Genomic DNA, 18,071 nt, shown 5'->3' on the forward strand with positions numbered 1-18,071 from the left:
GGTGCGTAAGTTTGCCCGTCACCTGGAAATCCGCAACCTCCAGACACAGGCATTGCTGCGCACCCACATGCTGGCCGACAGGCCGGGCACGGTGGTACTGCCGCAGGACGAGCGGCCGTTCAATCCCTCCCGGGAAACGCGCCGCATCCTCGCGCAGGCCAGGACGATCGGGCCATCGGCCGAGCGCCTGTGCCAGCATCTGTTCGACACCGAAGGCCGGGTCGGTCAGCGCAAGCTCTGGGGCATCGTTGGCCTGGTCCGGCGCTACCCCCGCCGCCTGATCGAATCGGCCTGCGAGATCGCCATGAGAGAAGGCGTGCCCAGCTACAAGCACGTCAAGGCGCTGACCGAGCGTCTGCTGGAGCAGGCGCTAGCTGAACTGGACGCGCCCGTCCAGGGCGAACTGCCCTTGACTCAGGAACATCACCTCATCCGGGACGGCGACGACTATGCCGACCTGTTCACCCTCGGCGCCAAACATAGCGCCGCCATGCCATCAACCCATGGAGATCTCTCTTGAGCATGAGCCTTGCCGAAATCGACCGCGCCCTGCGCGAACTGCGCCTATCCGGCATCAGCGCGACACTCGAAACCCGGGTACTGCAGGCCCAGGCCAGCCAGCAGTCGTTCCTCGAAACCTTCTCCATGATTCTGCAGGACGAGCTCGACCGCCGGCAATCCCGACTGCTCGAACGACGTTTCCAGCAGTCCGGACTGGACGAGCGTAAAACCCTGACCGACTTCGACTGGTCCTTCAATCCGAAAGTACGCCGTCAAGCCTGCTTTGAGCTACACACCCTGAAGTTCGTCGCCGATAGCGACAACGCGCTGCTGATCGGCAAACCCGGCACCGGCAAAAGCCACGTTGCGAAGGCCATCGCCTACAACGCCACCCTGCAGGGGATGAAGGTGCGCTACGTCGAGTCCGACACCGTGTTCGCCGGCTATGCCGTGGAAACGCGCGCTGATCAGGACCGGTTGCTCAAAGCTCTCGTCGAGCCCGAACTCCTCGTGCTTGACGATCTGTTCCTCGCCAAACGCATCCCCGATGCCGCGGCCGAACTGCTGCAGACCATCGTCCATCAACGCTACAAGCAACGCCGCAGCATCCTCGTCACGTCCAACCGCGTCGTCCAGGACTGGGGGCGCTACCTTCGCGACAACACCATGGCTTCGACGATCCTTGACCGACTGCTTCATCGCTCCAAACTCCTCGAGTTTGAAGGCAAGAGCTATCGCCTGCGTGAAGCTGCCACCAGACTTGCCGTCACTGAGGAATCCGACGCATAATCCGCTCGTCCTGCCTGGGGGAATTTAGCCGCCCATAAGTGGAGGAGTTTGAACTGCCCATCGGGGAGGTCAGGGACGGTTTGAACGGGACGGACAGTTCCAAGGGAAGTGGGTTGCGCTGATTGTGACGCAGGGTCTCGGGGAAGTAAAGTTACGGCAGGCGCTTGAACTTTCAGGCGGTCGTCTGAGGCAGGCATTCAGTCATGCGGCAAAGCTAGCGAAAACAGCCCGTATCTGAGAACGTGTGTGTTGCTCCAGCGCACAAGCACCATTGTCATTCGCGTATCTGAGGTACTTGTCCGCGACGTTTCCAGCCGACCCGGCTTTGCTCGCCTTCTCGGTCATGGTCAACCGGGTTCCGAGTGCACCCGACAAGCTAGTGGGAGCCGAGCGCAAACTGCGCCTTTTGATGCTCGCTTGCGCAGCTCCAGTCTGATTGGCCAAGTACTCGACGGACCACAATGGAAGAATTTCCGTTATTTACCAGATATACTCGCCCATTCGCTGCAGCAATCGAGAGACAAGGAATTCCGATGCTAACAAGACAGGACGTGGAGTCGGCTTATTCGCTGCTCCTTGCGCGCCCCGCCGAACCGGACGCGATTGAGTACTGGATGCAGAATGCCGAGAGCTCTCTTGACCTGATTCGAGGGCTTATGGGGTCTGACGAATTTCGGGCCAATCGAATTCCAAAGTTGATCAAGGCAGGATTTTCTTTCTCGTCGCTTACTCCGATGGAGCAGCCTGACTCTGGTGAGCCGATGCAGGCAGCTATCCATACCGGACTACGCCAAATCGATGTCTCGACAGTCAACAGTCCAGATGCACGTCCTGGAACGGTGGTCATCAAGGTTGGTGCAGTCGGTATATGTGGCACCGATTTGTCTTCTTACAGAAAGGATTCGAGCCGTCACTCCGTCCCGCAAGGCCACGAATACGCAGGCGTAATCGTCGCGGTAGGCGAAGGTGTTTCCCCGGCGCGCGTCGGGCAAAGGGTTACTGCTGATGTATTTCTAAATGCGATGTGCGGGAAGTGTGAGTTCTGCGTCCGCGGCCTAGCATTTCATTGTATCGATAAGGAGGCTCCGCTGCGTACCGGAGGTTTCGCTCAATATGTGCGAGTCAAGGACTCCGCCACGTTTGACCTTCCAGATTCAGTCGATGATTCGCTAGGCGCACTTGTAGAACCACTTGCGGTTGGCGTGCACGCCATGCGCCGTGTGGGTGTCAAGCCAGGAATGACTGGTGTAGTAATTGGTGCAGGATCCATCGGACTCGGCGCCGTGGCGGCGGCGCTCGATGCGGGCGCCACAAAGGTGTTTGTCGTTGCGAAACACGCGTTTCAAGGTGAACTCGCCAGATCCATTGGTGCCGAGGACTTTTTCCCGGATACCGAGACAGCTCTAAAGCGGGTTTTGGAAGCCAATTCTCATGGCGTCGACTTTGCAGTCGAGGCAGTAGGCGGCTCGCAGTCGACGCTTGATCTGGCGTGCCGCCTCGTTCGACCTCTCGGGTCGGTTGGTATCGTCGGCGCCTTCGACCCAGGATTCAAAGGAGTCGACGTGTTCCCTCCGTTGGTAAAAGAATTGACATTCCAATTCTCCAACTGCTATGGGTATCTGGACGGGAAGCACGACTTCGAGATTGCAATTGATCTTCTCGCGCGCAAGGCTGATCAACTTCGGAAATTGATCACTCACGAATTCTCGATGGCGGATGCGGCTCGTGCATTTCAAATCGCGGATGATAAGCAATCGGGCGCGGTGAAGGTGCAAATCCGACCATAAGCTCCACGCGCCCCATCAATTCAACGGAACTACCACGCGATTGTCTGTGCAGCGGCGGCACTCGTTGCCGCATTCACGTTCGCCCGGGGCGTTGCGAGTTGCTGCTGGCACGCACTCGCTCACGCAGTGAAACTTACCGCGACGGTCTGCGCATCGGTTTACGTATGCCGCGCCAGCGCCTAGCAGGTTGCTGAAATACCGTTTTGCAGGGTGCTTAGAAGCAGTTTTCAGGGGTGACCTACCCCTTACCGGAGTCGCGCGAGCGGCATGCAGGACTTCCTATGAGGTCGGGAATTTTTTGTGAAGCCCTCCCGGAAGGTATTTCAGCAACCTGCTAGGCACACTTGCCGTTCGCACATGCTCCCTACGCATTTTGACCGTCAAGAGCGGTACCATGTTGATTACAATGTCCGTCGGACCAATCGACCATGAGCAACGCGATGATCACTAAAGAGGATGTCGTCTCAGCATATAACTTGCTACTTCGACGTGAGCCGGAGAGCGATGAGGCTATTAATAGCTGGTTGAAGCGTTGCGCGGATCCTGAGGACCTGGTCAAAGGTATACTTGGATCGAGTGAGTTTAAGCGCGGCATCTTCAAGCGTGCTTTGCAGCCGTCACAAGCGCCGTTGTCCGCAGAAGAAATTATTAGTAAGTTCGGCGTTTATCCTGAGCCTCTCTTGGTGAATTGGCTAAGAAACTTACCCGACATCGAAGGGATGCTCTTGCCGAGCAGCGCATATATTTCCTCTGTTCTAACGCAGATTCAGGCTCGCAACGGATATGGTGGAAACATCATTGAGATTGGTGTTTACCACGGCAAGCATCTCGCAGGTCTGGCAACTTCATTGCGCCCCAACGAGAAGGCCATCGCAGTTGACATCTTCGAAGATCAAGAGCTGAATAAGGACATGGCTACCTATGCCGACGGTGGCTTTGATTCTTCTCTTCGCAATCTCACTCAAGATGCGTTCATAAAAAACATGTCGGCCTACTGCCCGGGGGGCGACGTATTGATTTTCAAACGATCTTCCCTAGAAGTCCATGCGGATGATCTTATGCCTGATGGGCAGAAAGCTCGATTCTTCTCAGTCGATGGAGGTCATACAAGAGAGGTCCTCCTCAACGACCTTCGGCTTGCCGAGGATACCCTCGCGCCGCATGGCATTGTCTCCATCGATGACATCATGAGCGAAGATTGGCCTGGGGTCATAACCGGGACTGTCCAGTACTTCGATGGCGATACAAACCTGCGCCCTGTGGCATTCATTGCGAATAAGCTGTTGTGCACATTTGCACCGTTTATCGACTTCTACCGCGATGCACTGCTCAGAATTGCACCCCGATCCCTTCGTGCGCGCAATGTAGAGTTCTCGAACTACACGGCCGACCGCTATGTTGATGGCGATGACCTGCATATTTTCTTGAAATCCTTGCCAGCATAAACCTTTGTGGTGAGAGGCGATCGGACAATTCTCGTTCTCCTCTCTCATCACGAAGGCTTGCTGCGCAAATCGATCGATGCTCCTCCGTATTCATTCGCCGTGGTCCAGTGGGACCTAGGGAATTTCTCCACCCGGTGGGATGCAAACTCGCAATCGTTGCTGCCCGGGGCGCAGATCTGTGCAAGCAGCGTACCAAGCTGTGTCTGGCAGGCGTTGAGCGACATCACGAAATCAACTCAAAACTGCTGTGTTTGAGATCGATTGCTCTGGCTCGCCACATTAGACGGGTGCGTATATGACGCTCCGGGTGCAGATCATGAGTACAGAGCACGATCGCCGCCTGACATACGGCACTGAGCCTGATGGAAGGGGCCCGGTGGGTAGTGGACGCCGTCGGCGAGTTATAGACAGCGAACAATGACACTGGGGCGCCTCGCTATAATAGTTGTCTGTCACCTCAGATTGGAGATGTCATGCGCATCGTTATCGACCTTCAACCGTGTCAGGATGATAGCCGGTTCCGCGGGCTTGGCCGCTACTCAAAATCACTTGCTAAAGAGATAGCGCGTCAATCCATTCCGCGAGGGCACGAAGTTTGGTTGCTACTGAACGATAATTTTCCAGGCACAATCGATCCAATCAAGCAAGATTTTGATGGGCTGATTCCGGCCGCCCAAATCGTTACGTTCCCAGGAATGGGGAATGTCGCCGAATTTGTCTCTGGGAACGAATGGCGTCTCCGCGCGGCTGAGCATTTGAGGGAGCTATTCTTAGCTCACATGCAACCAGATGTCGTTCATGTCTCAAGTCTGTTCGAAGGGACGGTTGACGATGCGGCAGTGACGATCGGCGCAAATGGCAAAAAAATTCCGACGTCCGTGACGCTGTACGACTTGATTCCGCTTGCCCTCAAAGATATTTATCTGACTGAGCAGTACATAAAGGACTATTACGTTCGAAAGCTCGCCTCGCTTAGGCGCGCCGATTTACTGTTAGCAATCTCCGAAAGCTCGCGTCGCGAAGCCATCGAGTTACTCGGCATAGAGGCTGACCAGATAGTCAACATCTCTACGTCCATCGACGACGGATTTTGGCCCCGCCCTCAGTCGGCAGCCGAGGCCAAAGCACTTTTAGATAGATATGGGATTAGTCGTCCTTTCATTTTTTACGTTCCCGGTGGATTTGACCCACGGAAGAATTTCGGTACTCTCATAGACGCATTTTCTCGACTGCCAGACGACATGCGCAGCGCTCACCAACTCGTCATTGGGAGCAGTATCCGTCCACACGAGAAGGGCGCGCTCAAAGCTGAAATATCTTCATTTAGCTTGAGAGATGATGAAGTCATAGTTACCGGCTACATACCGGACGATGATCTGGTATGTATGTATAGTATTTGCGAGCTACATGTATTTCCGTCGCTTCATGAGGGATTCGGCCTTCCCGTGCTTGAAGCGCTCGCGTGCGGAGCGCCATCTATCGCTTCAAATAGCACCAGCCTGCCAGAAGTTATCGGGCGCACCGATGCACTCTTTGACCCGACGTCCGCAGTTGACATTGCCGAAAAGATAGAGCGAGCATTGTCAGATGCGGACTTCAGGGCGTCGCTCCGAGCCCACGGCATAGCCCACGCGAAAAAATTCTCTTGGCAACGATCGGCCGAGACGGCACTTGATGCGTTTGACTCTCATTTTCGCCCGTTAGAAAGAGTCGGGCCGGTTGCAACGTCAGCAAGCGAGTTGGAGCGTCAAGTACTGAGGGAACTGGAAAAAGATACTGCGCTGCAACCGGCCACAGATAAGGACCTGGCACTCTTATCCGACAGCACAATAAAGGCCGCCCAAACGCTTGACGGCATCGCCCAGTCTTGGCACTGATTGGCAACAACAGCCCAATCAAAAATCGTAACGGTCGCCTTAGCACTGTTTGCATCCATAGACGGCAATCTGATTTTTACCAGAACGTGGTGGGAATCAGAGGAAATGGACATTTACTGCGCGTGGTTCCAGGCGAGTTTGGAGAAATTATCCGAATGAGTCTTGCACATTGGTTGTCGCAGAGGCATGACACCGGCACTGTGGTCTGGGCATCCATCTACACCAGTACTTACTTAGAGCCATTCCACGGTACGCAGCAAACCGACGCTGACGGTGGCTACCAGGCCATCTGCGAAACCGGGCACCACACGAAGGCGGTTTGTTGGACGCACACTCGGCGACAGTTCCACGGACTGCACCCAGCGTACGAGAGGTGGGCAGTGGTCGGCGTAGCAATCTGTTCGGCGGAGCAAATTCCGGCGGCGAACGTGTCGCCGTGATTTACAATATTGTTAGCACCCCAAAATCCATCAGCATCGCTCCTGAGGCGTATCTGCGCTTCGTGCTCGCTCGCATAGTCGACCGTGCGATTGACCGTCCCATCGATTTCGCATCGTGGCCCGACGCCGATCAGTTCCGCACCGCAGTCTGACGACCATGATCCCCAGTCAAAACGTCGCTGGAGGGGCGGGTACGGGGCGCGTGGATTGTGCGTCTCAACTGCGCAATTTCGGTCCCAGAATCTGCCACTGGAGTAATATCTGGCAATTCTTCAGCGGGAGGGAGAGCATGCAAGTCTTACGAAACATCGAAGATCTTGACAGAAAAATTGCGGAATGCCACGCGGCGGCCGCTGTCTCCGATGCAGCCCTGCGAAATACCTTTGATACTTTCAGGATGGATCCGCCGCCACTCCCGGAAGATCCTTTTAGCGAGGAATATCTGCGTGCACAGATGGCGCTGTATACGCGTGTCGCCGGTAAACCATATCAGACCAAAAACGAGGGGTACCCAGTAGATGTAACATCACTCGAAAGCATCTTCCCTTATAGTACACGCTCTCCAAATATTATAGGTGCGCAATACATCGCGATCGGGGCTCTGTTGAATCGACTCTGTATTCGGCCACCTGCGAGGCTGATTGAGTTTGGTGCGGGTTGGGGGAATATGTCGGTTGCCCTTGCTCAATCTGGCTACGACGTGACAACCGTCGATGTCGATGAGGGCTTTTGTAGACTCATTCAACAGCGCGCGAAGAAACTCGATATATCGATCAGATCAATAAATGCCGATTTCATGGTGGCGGAAACGCTAGATGAAAAATTTGATGCGGCGATATTTTTCGAATGCTTTCACCATTGCGCCGATCATCTACGATTGCTTTGTGCGTTGCATCGCATTATTAAACCAGAAGGCCGCGTCTACTTTGTGGGTGAACCTATTGAAGATAGGCAGCCAATGCCATGGGGTCTAAGGCTTGATGGAGAGTCGTTATGGGCAATACGGCAGCATGGCTGGCTTGAATTGGGATTCCAGGAAGAATATTTTCGGAAAGCGCTTCATCGCACAGATTGGGAAGTCGTGAAGCACGCCTCTTTTACCCATGTGGCCCATTTGTGGGAAGCTACATCCATACAGGGGCGCGCGGCTGCTCCCCTGGATTCCGTTAAGTCAGAGGCTTCAAGTCCCAGTGCTATAAATCTTGATCTCGAAAAAACCAAGCAAGCCCTTCATTTTGCAAGAATACAAATCGAGGCATTTGAGAAATCGACCTCATGGAGAATAACGGCGCCATTGAGGGCCATTGCTCGCGCCATCAAATCTTAGCCGGAGGTGCCGCTCCGCCAGCGAAGTCCCGACAGATTCAGCGAGCTGCACGCAGCGGTTCTCTTCGGAGAGAGCGAAACTTTACGTGCATGCCTCCACGTTACGAGATTCGTTGCGCAACTCACCAACGGCATCACGACGCATCGACAAATTTTTGAATTGTTAGGCTGTGTTTATTGCGCAGCATCGAACTGGCTTGAGTCGAAATGATTTGATTGCGAGTCCGAGTAAGCGGGTGTCTGCGGAGCCTGTGAATTCCGAAGGATGCCGTGCATAGGGTGCGGTAATTTCCAATGTTGGATGTTCTACTGCAGATGTCGTGGTAATTGTTCCTCGGAATAGGTGAATTCCGCTATCGGATTGCAAATGATAGTCCAGATCCATTCCACCGAGCATCAATCTGGTTGTATGAATCTCGGGCTCAGAGATAGTGGCAAGCGCCGTCATTTCGTAACTGTATTCAACGGAGGGATCCAGCATGCAAGGCAGGAAGAGCCTTGCGGCATCCGATGTCCATCGGACACCGTGCCAGTGCGGCCAGAGTTCTCTTTGGTGGAAACCTTCGTGGCTGATCGAATCGTTCATGTCGAGTTCGACCCAGGAGGTTTGGGTGCTGCTGCCGGCGCGATTCCTTGTGGCTTGCTCCGTGGTTTGCAGTAGGTAAAGCTCGAGCCCGAACTCATAGAGTCGCTGGTCAAGCGAATTTTTTTCGAGGAGCAAGCGCCTGAGACCAGGGTCGATTGTTCTGTCGTAGCTTCCGATGTTCTCCGCGAAAGCGTTCAGATTTGAATTAAAATTGAAATGACTTTTTAGTAGCGAAATGGATTCCTTCATTTTTTCGAAGATACCAATAAAGGAAATTTGTTCAAGATTTGATTTTGCTTTTTTAAGGGAATTTTCGTCGACAGGCTTAATGAGGTCGAAAATCTTCGTGCCCGCACTGAATTCAAAACTCAGGGCGTGTCTATCCATTGGAATTGACACATTGTTGAGTTGATCTCCGGATAGCCACTTTGTTTGCATGTTAAAAATGACCTCTGCGTATGGCGAGTGCAGAAATTCAGCCAGAGTTCTGCTTTCACTCACTTCTCCGATGCGCTTGAGGTGATTGAACATACTGATTGAGAGGTCTACAGGCGAGCGCAAAAACACCAGGGTCCTTACCGGCTGAGACATCAATCGAGAAACGCTGAGCGGGATGTGTCCGCAGATTGCTTTTGCGCTCTTTAGCAACCGGTAATCTAGTGTATTTCCATAGTACGAATCGCGGATCTGCCTCATTTGGAGCGCCTCTGATAACGAAAGGTTATCCTCTATGAGCGCGGTTACGGATGTGCCGGCTGTTTTGGGAATATGTAGAAAAAAAATCGGCGTATTGCTATCCATGTCAATTAAAAATTCCCTTTTTGGCGATTTGATGGATTTGTAATTTAAATCGGATGTCGTGAGCGATCAACCCGGGATTGCGGTTCGGAGGCAACCGGGAGCGAAGTATTCCACAGGGCCAACCTCACTTCAGCTGGTATGGCTGGCGTTGTATTTCGCATGGCACTTCAGCGCGCAATGGCTTTCGGGCCTCCATTATCGTCAATCTGTCTCATGTCTGCCGCGCCAAACGCAGCAACGGGGACCGCGAATCCCCGAGTTCAGTGCATTTCACGCTATGACTGCCTGCGTAATCTGCTTCGCCTGGTGGCTGGGTTATACAATAGCGGATGGATAGAGTCACATTCATGTTGGCAAAGCCCGCAGGGAGCCCGAGTGTAGGCGCAGGAGCGGTCAGCGTGATTGCTGGTCGCGGTGCCTCATCGGCCATTTTTTTGACGCTTACCGATGACCAAACATATAGTGCTGACCGGCGCGAGCGGCTTTGTCGGCCAGGGGGTTGCCCGCCAACTACTCGCTAAAGGCGATCAGGTTACGAGGGTTGTTCGTCGGCCAACCCCCGCGGTTGAGGGCGCGGCCACGTGGCTACTGGATACGGATGACTTCCACGATATCGAATCTCACTGGCCTGCTGATCTGGAATGTCAGGCGGTCATTCACCTCGCCGCGCGTGTCCACGTGATGCGAGATCGCTCGGCGGATCCACTTGCAGCGTACCGCGAGACCAATGTGGCCGGCACATTGCGCGTCGCGCGCGCTGCTCATCAAGCCGGTGCCCGCCGTTTCGTTTTTGTCAGCAGCATCAAGGCGGTCGCTGAGTCGAGCGCGGGGCGTGAGGCGCTCAGCGAACTGGTGCCCCCCCGGCCTTTGGATCACTATGGGGTGTCGAAGCTCGAGGCGGAGCGTGCGCTAAGGGAGTACGGCGGGCAGTCTGGTCTCGAGGTAGTGATCGTCCGCCCGCCTCTAGTGTATGGTCCCGGTGTGCGGGCGAACTTTCTTCAGCTAATGGATGCGATCGCGAAAGGCGTGCCGCTCCCGCTGGGTGGGGTCGAAGCACGCCGGAGCATGGTATTCGTGGACAATCTGGCCGACGCGATTGTGCATTGCGTAATGGATCGACGTGCTGCCGGCGAGCTTTTTCACGTGAGCGACGGTCATGATCTTTCCGTTGCCGAATTGGTGCGCATGCTCGCGTGGCAACTCCATGCACCGAGCCGTGCGCTCGCGGTTCCGCCTGTGCTGTTGCGGGTTGCCGGACATTTAACCGGTCGGTCCGCGCAGATTGGGCGACTGCTCGACGAGTTGAGAGTGGACAGCAGGCGCATCACCAGCGTGCTGGGCTGGCAACCGCCTTATACCGTGGAGCAAGGCTTGCTCGAAACTGCTGCGTGGTATCGCGCTACTCACTGATATCCATTTTGAACAGCATGCCTTTAACGAATCTGGACGTGCTTTATAGCGCTTTGTTTGCGTTTTGCCTTTGTGCACTCGCACTTTGGGGGCTGCTAAAGACTGGAATAGCTTGGCGTCTCGCAACTGATGTTCCAAACGATCGCTCCCTTCATGTCGTGCCAATTCCGCGTGCCGGCGGCTGGGGGATCGTGCCCGTTGTGGCGGTTCTGATGATGTTCGAGTCTCCGTCACTCTGGTTAATCGCATTTGCCTTCGCAGTATTGGCCGCGGTATCCCAGATCGACGATCGTCGCGGATTGCCGGTTTCGGTGCGCTTTGGCGCTCATGTGTTTGCGGTCGCCGCGCTCGTCGCGCTCTACCCGGCGCAGGTGCCCTGGCCGGCGCTTGCCGTTATCGCCTTCTTGATGACCTGGCTCGTCAACCTCTACAACTTCATGGACGGCTCCGATGGCCTCGCGGGTGGTATGGCCCTCTTTGGCTTCGGCGGATACGCGATCGCCGCGCTTACGGCTGCGCGACCGGACTTGCAGCTTGCAGTCGCAAGCGCACTCGCAGCTGGTGCCGCGGGCGGGTTTCTGCTGTTCAATTTTCATCCGGCACGGATTTTCCTCGGCGATGCCGGATCAATTCCGCTTGGCTTCCTTGCCGGTGCGCTTGGCTATTGGGGCTGGCGGGGCGGCGCGTGGCCGATCTGGTTTCCGGCACTCATTTTTTCTCCTTTCATTGCCGACGCGTCCGTCACGCTGGCGCGGCGGTTACTTCGTGGAGAAAAAGTTTGGCAGGCGCATCGCGAGCACTACTACCAGCGCATGGTGCAGATGGGGTACGGCCATGCCCTCACGGCGCGCATTTGGTATTCATTCATGGCCGCGGGCATAATGCTGGCTATCGCAGCAAGGACACTTGCACCCGTCCAGCAATGGCTGGCCGTTGTCACATGGGCGACGTTACTTGGGGCGGCGGGGATGTATGTCGACCGGCGCTGGCGAAGGCACCAGTCCCGCCTTGTGCAAACCTGACAGTTATGTTGCGTCGATGAAAAAATTCAAAGCCCGCTGGCTTTCGCTTGGCGCGTTTGCGTTCGATCTCTGCGCCGTCATTGCCGCATGGCTGATGGCATATGTAATCCGGTTCAACGGTCCGGTACCGTCCGCCTATTTCCACAGCGGCCTCCATGCGCTCGTCCTAGTTTTGATCGCGTATGCGGTGATGTTCCGGACCTACGGCCTGTATCGCGGCATGTGGGTATTCGCCAGCCTGCCCGATCTTGTCCGTATCGCCAAGGCTGTCGGCATGGGAGGGCTCGCCGTCGTAATTGGTACGGCGTTGCTTCAACCGCAGCCCATCGTGCCCCGTTCTGTTTGGCTCGTCTCACCCATGCTGCTTTTCCTGATCATGGGCGGTTCACGTGCGCTGTACCGAAGCGCCAAGGAGTTTTACCGCTATGGCGGCCTAGTCGGGCAGGGCAAGCCGGTTTTCGTGATCGGCGCAGGCACGGCCGGCGCCAATCTCGTTCGGGAACTGAAACGCTCGGGCGAATGGCGTCTCGTCGGCCTTCTCGATGATGATCCCGTCAAACTGGGCCGCGAACTTTACGGCTACCGCGTACTGGGCGCAATCAACGATCTGCAACGCTTGAGCGCCCAAATGAAGGTCGAACATGTGATTATCGCCGTACCTTCGGCTTCGCCCGAAGTGCATCGGCGGATTGCGACGCTGTGCGTGCGCGCCTGCGTTAAAGCGCTCACGTTGCCCGCGCTTACGGCACTTGGCGAAGAACAGGCGTCGCTTGCGCGTGTCCGCCGGATCGATCTCGAGGATTTGCTGGGCCGCGAGCCTGTGCATATCGAGACGGCGCACGTCGAGGCGTTGCTGAAGGCTCGCGTGGTGATGGTGACGGGAGCAGGCGGCTCGATCGGCTCCGAACTGTGCCGTCAGATCATGGGCTTCGGTCCGGCGCAACTCGTGGCGCTCGACAGTTCGGAGTTTGCGCTCTATCGGCTGAACGAGGAACTGCGTGAGAGCTACCCCGAAGTCGAGGTGCTGCCCGCAATTGGCGACGTCAAAGATTCGCTCGTGCTTGATCGGATCATGGAGACGTATCGTCCACACATCGTCTTCCACGCCGCGGCCTATAAGCACGTGCCGCTGATGGAGGAGCTCAACACCTGGCAAGCCGTGCGCAACAACGTGCTGGGTACGTATCGCGTAGCGCGGGCGGCGATTCGTCACGACGTTTCGCGATTCGTGCTGATTTCAACCGACAAGGCAGTCAACCCGACCAATGTGATGGGTGCCAGCAAGCGGCTCGCGGAGATGGTTTGTTCGTCGCTCCAGCAAAGCGCGGGTCATCGGACGCGCTTTGAAATCGTGCGGTTTGGAAATGTGCTTGGCAGTGCGGGGAGCGTGATTCCGAAGTTTCAGGAGCAGATCGCGCGCGGCGGCCCCGTGACGGTGACACACCCGGAGATCACGCGCTTTTTCATGACGATCCCCGAGGCCTCACAACTGGTCCTGCAGGCATCGAGCATGGGCCAGGGCGGTGAGATTTTCATCCTCGACATGGGCCAGCCCGTGCGGATTGCGGATCTGGCGCACGACCTCATTCGTTTGTACGGCTTCACGCAAGAACAGATTCACGTAGTGTTCACGGGCTTGCGCCCCGGCGAGAAGCTCTATGAGGAACTCCTCGCCGACGACGAGACGACTACGCGCACACCGCACCCGAAGCTTCGCATTGCGCGGGCTCGCGACGTGCCCGCAGATCTGCTGGAGCAACTTCTGCCTTGGCTGATGCAGCTTCGCGTAGTTGGTGACGACCAGGTTCGCCGCGACTTGCATCGCTGGGTGCCGGAATACCAGATGCCCGCGACGATGGCGCTACGCAGTATCGCACCCAAAACTAACGTTTCATAAAGCAGTGTGTGCTGTCGCGGCCGACAGTCTACGCCGGGATGCTTATCCAAAGCGGGAGAGGCGTCCTCCTCGCACTCGACAAGCAGCAGGTACAGTTGATGATCGTCGATACAGCAGTCAGAGGAAGCTCTTACAAACGGTACTTGGGTCGTGCGCCGGTTGCGCAGAGATTGCAACATTTCGAGGCTTTCGACTCGGCGGCCAATGAGAGGCACGCGACTGTCGATTCCGACCAGTTCAGAAGAAGCGACTGGCTGCTCGGCATTCGCGACATGCCGGCGGCGCGGAAAACTTGCTTTCTGGAAGTGGTGAAACTGATCTTCGTGCCGATTGCCAGGAATGCCCATATGTCCAGGCGCGACGCTATTGCGAAGGAAATGCGAGACGCCGTTGATTGCTCGCTTGACCGACATTTCTACCGGGTGGACAAGGCGAACTTCGACGCGCTCTAGCGTCGATTCGACGTCCGAAGCTGACGCTGCCGTCGGGCTCGAAAGTACGGGCGAGGGCGTCATGGCACGACTTCAGGTCGCTGGAATCTCGTCAACGAGCCAGCGGTCATCCAGCATGACGAATTGAATTCCAGAACGGATTTATGAAAAAGGGCGTCAATTTTTTTGGGCCGTATGAAGCGAAGGACAGCATTGGGCGTGTCGCCTCGCTCAGTATCGACTGTCTGGGTGCGTCCACGCTGCCTTTCGACGTCTATCTGCTTTCCCGGCCGTCGCCGTCGCAAGTCGTCGAGTACGCCACGATCGACGAACGTCTGCTGGCGTCCCTGAAACACAAGGTCAACCTCTTTCATTTCAACGCACGGCGGGTTCCGCTATATTTCTCCCGCCTCGGCGAGGGCTCGCTGAATGGTTTTTACAACATCGGCTACTGGGTTCACGAAATGCAGACCATTCCCGCGCATTGGGCGCGGCAACTCGAATTCTTTGACGAGATCTGGACGCCATCGGCACTTTGCCAGGCGGCGATTGCCCGCTCCGCCAATATTCCCATCGTCAAGATTCCCTATCCGATCGAAAGTCGCGACATCACGCCGAGAATTCAGGCGAGGCGCGCCGGCCAGCACTTCGACACGTTCCATTTCCTGACGATCTTCGATGTGTACAGCGACGCGGAGAGAAAGAATCCGCTATTCACCATTCGAGCCTTCCTCGAACAATTTGCCCATGACAATTCGGTTCGGCTGACGATCAAGGTCAAGAACCTGAAATACGACCCGCTGCTTTCGAAGAAGCTGACCGAGATCGTCGAACGTCATTCGAATATCGAGCTGATGGACCGCCATCTCGAGGACTCGGAAATGGCCGCTCTGTACGACGACGTGGATGTCTATGTCTCGCTGCATCGGGCGGAAGGCTTCGGATTGACGATCTCCGACGCGATGAGCCGCGGCATCCCCGTCATGGTGACCGGCTACTCGGGAAACATGGAGTTCTGCGACGTCTCCGATACGCGCCTCGTGGCCTACGATCTGCGGCCGGTCGGCCACAACCGGCCGCGTTATCGAAGCGACGATCTGTGGGCAGAGCCCAGCATGGAGGATGCCACTCGCGCCTTCGCGGACATGGTGGCGAACTACGGGCAGTGGCTGACGAAAGCGGAGCATGCACGCAGTCGCGTGGACCACGATTTTTCCGTTGGCGCGATCGGAAAGCTGATGCACGAACGCATCGAGCTCATCAATCAAAACTTCGAGTTTGCCGATGACATGACCGATCGATCGATCGATGTCGACGTCGGCATTGTCAATACGTACGGGTTCTAGAGTGGAACTGTATCTACTACGGCATGGAGCAAGCACGGCCAACGAGCAGCGCCTCGTCTGCGGCGCTGAGGATTTCCCGCTATCGCAAACGGGTGTCGCACAGGCCGGCGAGGTTTGCCGCTATCTGGAAAGCATTGCGTTCACGCGCATCTATACGTCGTCGCTCACGAGAGCACGAAGCACGATCGCGTCGCTCGTGAACCCACGCTGCCCGGTTCACGTCGAACAGGAGATTGTCGAGCTGAATACGGGAGCGTATAGCCATTGGACGCTCGACGAGCTCTGGGCGATGGACGCCCGCTATCAACGACCGTGGCTCACGCCCGATCTGCGTTATCCGCAAGGGGAGTGTTTTCGCGAGATGGTCTCGCGCATCACGGGTTGGTTTGACCGCGAATCGCGGGTCTGGGAGCGAGACGAGACGGTTCTGATCGTCGGGCATGAAGGGACATTGCGCTCGATCCTCCTCCGGCTTCTCGGACTGGAATTGAGCGACTACCCGGATTTCCCCATCGGCAATTGCGACCTGCTGAACGCGACCATTGTGCCGGGTCGCGCGACAACGTACCGGCACATCCCATTGACGAGTCTGGCCGACCCATCATGAAACGTATCTTGCTGACGACCTGGCCGAGCGCCTTTCTGCACCGCGGCGGCGGAGAGCAGGAAATCCTGTTGCTCAACGAATTCCTGAATGCATCGGGAGTGATGTCGGACATTTACGGCCCGACTTCACGGTCGCTGGGTGCTTACGATTCCGTGATCCACTTCTCCATGCAAGGCGGATCCGAGTTGATCGTCGATGAATTGGCCGGTGCTGGGCGTCATCTGATCCTGTGGCCGAATCTCTGGTTCGTCGACGAGCCGGGTGAGCAGCAGCTGGAACGTCTGTCCCGGCTGCTTGCGCGTTTTGACGCCATCGTCTTCAAGTCACACGCCGAGGAAGCGCACTTCGCGCGCTATTTGAGTCTCGAAGGCAAACAGGTGATTCGTATTGCACCTTTGATCTCGCCAAAATTCCGCCGCAAAGGGAAAGTTTCGAGAGTCTTTCAGGAATCGTATGGTCTCGATCGCTACGCGATCTGGCCTGGCATCATCGAACCGCAGAAGAATCAGCTTGCAGCCGTCGAAGCCTTCAAGGGGCTCGATCTGAATCTCGTGATTTCGGGCGCGATTCGCGATGAGGCCTACGCCGCCGAATGCCGCCGCGCCGCTGGACCGAATGTGACGTTCATTCCTGTGATGCCGTTTGGCTCCGAACTGCATTTGTCCGCGCTGGCGTACAGCCATTTGTTCATCGAGCTGTCGCGGGATTTTCCAGGTACGTCGGCACTGGAGGCGGCGACGATGGGGTGCGAGCTCCTGCTTTCGAAGTCCGCCTGGACGGCAGAGTTTCTGGCCGACGCGTGTACCCAGGTGGACGCGGACGATATCGGGCAGATTCGTCGTGCGGTCGAAGCAACATTGGAAGACAGTTCGCGCTCGGCGGCGGGATTTACCTCGTTGTCGATGAACGATTCAGTCGCGCCACTGCTGCACTATCTCGAACACATCGAGTAAGACCGCAGGCGGGAGCTTGCTCGCGATTTCGACGCTCGGCGTCGAAATCGCGCGAGTCAGCGCAGTTTCGCGCCGCTTGCGACGGATCGCGCACTGCCTGGAAAGGAGTGGGTGTTGACCCTTCGCGGCGCCGTGATATGGCCGTTACGATGCAAATGATCGATGAGTTGCGCGACACAAACGTCCACGTCGGACTCTTGTGTGCGCAATACGACGTCGGGATTGACTGGAGGGTAGTACGGCGAACCCAAGCCCGTGAACTGTTTGATTTCGCCGCGGCGGGCGCGCTGATAAAGCCCCTTGGGGTCGCGTCTTTCGCAGATCTCGAGTGGCGTGTCAACAAACACTTCCACGAACGAGGCCTCACCTACGATGCGCCGCGCATTTTCGCGGTGCTCGGGCTCGGGCGAGATGGTCGCCGCGACGGCGACAAATCCTTCGCTGCAAAAAAGCGCCGCTACATGGGCGACGCGCCGAAGGTTTTCGGTACGCTCGGCTTCGCTAAAGCCGAGATCCGAGTTGAGGCCCGTGCGAAGTACGTCCCCATCGAGCATCGTGGCGTGAAGGGAGAGCGTATGCAATTGATCGACTAAGGCACGCGCAATGGTTGATTTGCCCGCCCCGGACATGCCGGTGAGCCATATCACTATGCCCGTCGATGTTGCTGTTTCCACCTTTTTGCTGTCCCAATGAAAGTGAATGCGATTCATGCGACACACCATTCTAGCTGGTTAAGCAGCAATTGTAATACCGTAGTAATAAACTGCAACAAATTTGCAGGCTTGTAACTTTCTGTGATGCAGGAGAGGTTTCTGACGCCGTCGAACGGCATCCGTCACTTTATGAGAACCTT

Annotated in this window: 15 protein-coding genes and 1 pseudogene; 14 read left to right on the forward strand and 2 right to left on the reverse strand. The window is 56.3% G+C overall.

The features are described from left to right. The 7 genes and pseudogenes from M3A49_RS27475 to M3A49_RS27505 form a co-directional block, all read left to right on the forward strand. A pseudogene (locus M3A49_RS27475) lies at positions 1-520 on the forward strand (IS21 family transposase); the annotation flags it as partial. 2 nt (positions 521-522) lie between these two features. Then, positions 523-1,290, forward strand: coding sequence for an IS21-like element helper ATPase IstB (gene istB, locus M3A49_RS27480; protein WP_266231935.1), 768 nt, complete (start codon positions 523-525; stop codon positions 1,288-1,290). Positions 1,291-1,823: 533 nt separating this feature from the next. Further along, entirely contained in the window at positions 1,824-3,077 is a 1,254-nt protein-coding gene (locus tag M3A49_RS27485; protein WP_266231848.1) for a zinc-dependent alcohol dehydrogenase, read from the forward strand. A 428-nt stretch (positions 3,078-3,505) separates the two neighbouring features. Further along, on the forward strand, positions 3,506-4,522 hold the full coding sequence (locus tag M3A49_RS27490) for a class I SAM-dependent methyltransferase (RefSeq protein ID WP_266231849.1): 1,017 nt from the start codon (positions 3,506-3,508) through the stop codon (positions 4,520-4,522). 473 nt (positions 4,523-4,995) lie between these two features. Next, on the forward strand, positions 4,996-6,399 hold the full coding sequence (locus M3A49_RS27495) for a glycosyltransferase family 4 protein (RefSeq protein WP_266231850.1): 1,404 nt from the start codon (positions 4,996-4,998) through the stop codon (positions 6,397-6,399). Between the two features lie 155 nt (positions 6,400-6,554). Further along, positions 6,555-6,839 carry an IS66 family transposase gene (locus M3A49_RS27500; protein ID WP_266231936.1) on the forward strand — a complete coding sequence of 95 codons (285 nt, stop codon included), beginning with the start codon at positions 6,555-6,557 and terminating at the stop codon, positions 6,837-6,839. A gap of 289 nt (positions 6,840-7,128) precedes the next feature. Further along, a complete protein-coding gene (locus tag M3A49_RS27505) occupies positions 7,129-8,166 on the forward strand; it encodes a class I SAM-dependent methyltransferase (protein ID WP_266231851.1) in 1,038 nt (345 codons plus the stop codon). A 162-nt stretch (positions 8,167-8,328) separates the two neighbouring features. On the opposite strand, the gene M3A49_RS27510 is transcribed toward M3A49_RS27505, so the two are convergent. Further along, positions 8,329-9,552: a sulfotransferase family 2 domain-containing protein gene (locus M3A49_RS27510; RefSeq protein ID WP_266231852.1), complete on the reverse strand. Its 1,224-nt coding sequence runs from the start codon at positions 9,550-9,552 to the stop codon at positions 8,329-8,331. A gap of 447 nt (positions 9,553-9,999) precedes the next feature. On the opposite strand from M3A49_RS27510, the gene M3A49_RS27515 reads away from it, so the two are divergent. The 7 genes from M3A49_RS27515 to M3A49_RS27545 all read left to right on the forward strand — a co-directional run bounded on the left by M3A49_RS27515 (position 10,000) and on the right by M3A49_RS27545 (position 17,218). Next, positions 10,000-10,962 carry an NAD-dependent epimerase/dehydratase family protein gene (locus M3A49_RS27515; protein ID WP_266231853.1) on the forward strand — a complete coding sequence of 321 codons (963 nt, stop codon included), beginning with the start codon at positions 10,000-10,002 and terminating at the stop codon, positions 10,960-10,962. 17 nt (positions 10,963-10,979) lie between these two features. Further along, complete coding sequence (locus M3A49_RS27520) at positions 10,980-11,984, forward strand: MraY family glycosyltransferase (protein WP_266231937.1); 1,005 nt, start codon at positions 10,980-10,982, stop codon at positions 11,982-11,984. 16 nt (positions 11,985-12,000) lie between these two features. Further along, a complete protein-coding gene (locus M3A49_RS27525; RefSeq protein WP_266231938.1) occupies positions 12,001-13,881 on the forward strand; it encodes a polysaccharide biosynthesis protein in 1,881 nt (626 codons plus the stop codon). A gap of 98 nt (positions 13,882-13,979) precedes the next feature. Beyond that, a complete protein-coding gene (locus M3A49_RS27530) occupies positions 13,980-14,333 on the forward strand; it encodes a hypothetical protein (RefSeq protein ID WP_266231854.1) in 354 nt (117 codons plus the stop codon). 143 nt (positions 14,334-14,476) lie between these two features. After that, complete coding sequence (locus M3A49_RS27535; RefSeq protein WP_266231855.1) at positions 14,477-15,658, forward strand: glycosyltransferase; 1,182 nt, start codon at positions 14,477-14,479, stop codon at positions 15,656-15,658. Between the two features lies 1 nt (position 15,659). Continuing rightward, a complete protein-coding gene (locus M3A49_RS27540) occupies positions 15,660-16,265 on the forward strand; it encodes a histidine phosphatase family protein (protein ID WP_266231856.1) in 606 nt (201 codons plus the stop codon). Beyond that, positions 16,262-17,218, forward strand: coding sequence for a hypothetical protein (locus M3A49_RS27545; protein ID WP_266231858.1), 957 nt, complete (start codon positions 16,262-16,264; stop codon positions 17,216-17,218). The genes M3A49_RS27540 and M3A49_RS27545 overlap by 4 nt, the downstream gene beginning before the upstream one ends. 56 nt (positions 17,219-17,274) lie before the next feature. On the opposite strand, the gene cysC is transcribed toward M3A49_RS27545, so the two are convergent. Beyond that, the gene (cysC, locus tag M3A49_RS27550) at positions 17,275-17,928 is read right to left on the reverse strand and encodes an adenylyl-sulfate kinase (protein ID WP_266231859.1); all 654 of its coding nucleotides are present in this window, start codon (positions 17,926-17,928) and stop codon (positions 17,275-17,277) included. Positions 17,929-18,071 lie beyond the last annotated feature (143 nt).

Origin of the sequence: Paraburkholderia sp. CNPSo 3076 (assembly GCF_026343935.1) — a bacterium.
Taxonomy (GTDB): domain Bacteria; phylum Pseudomonadota; class Gammaproteobacteria; order Burkholderiales; family Burkholderiaceae; genus Paraburkholderia; species Paraburkholderia nodosa.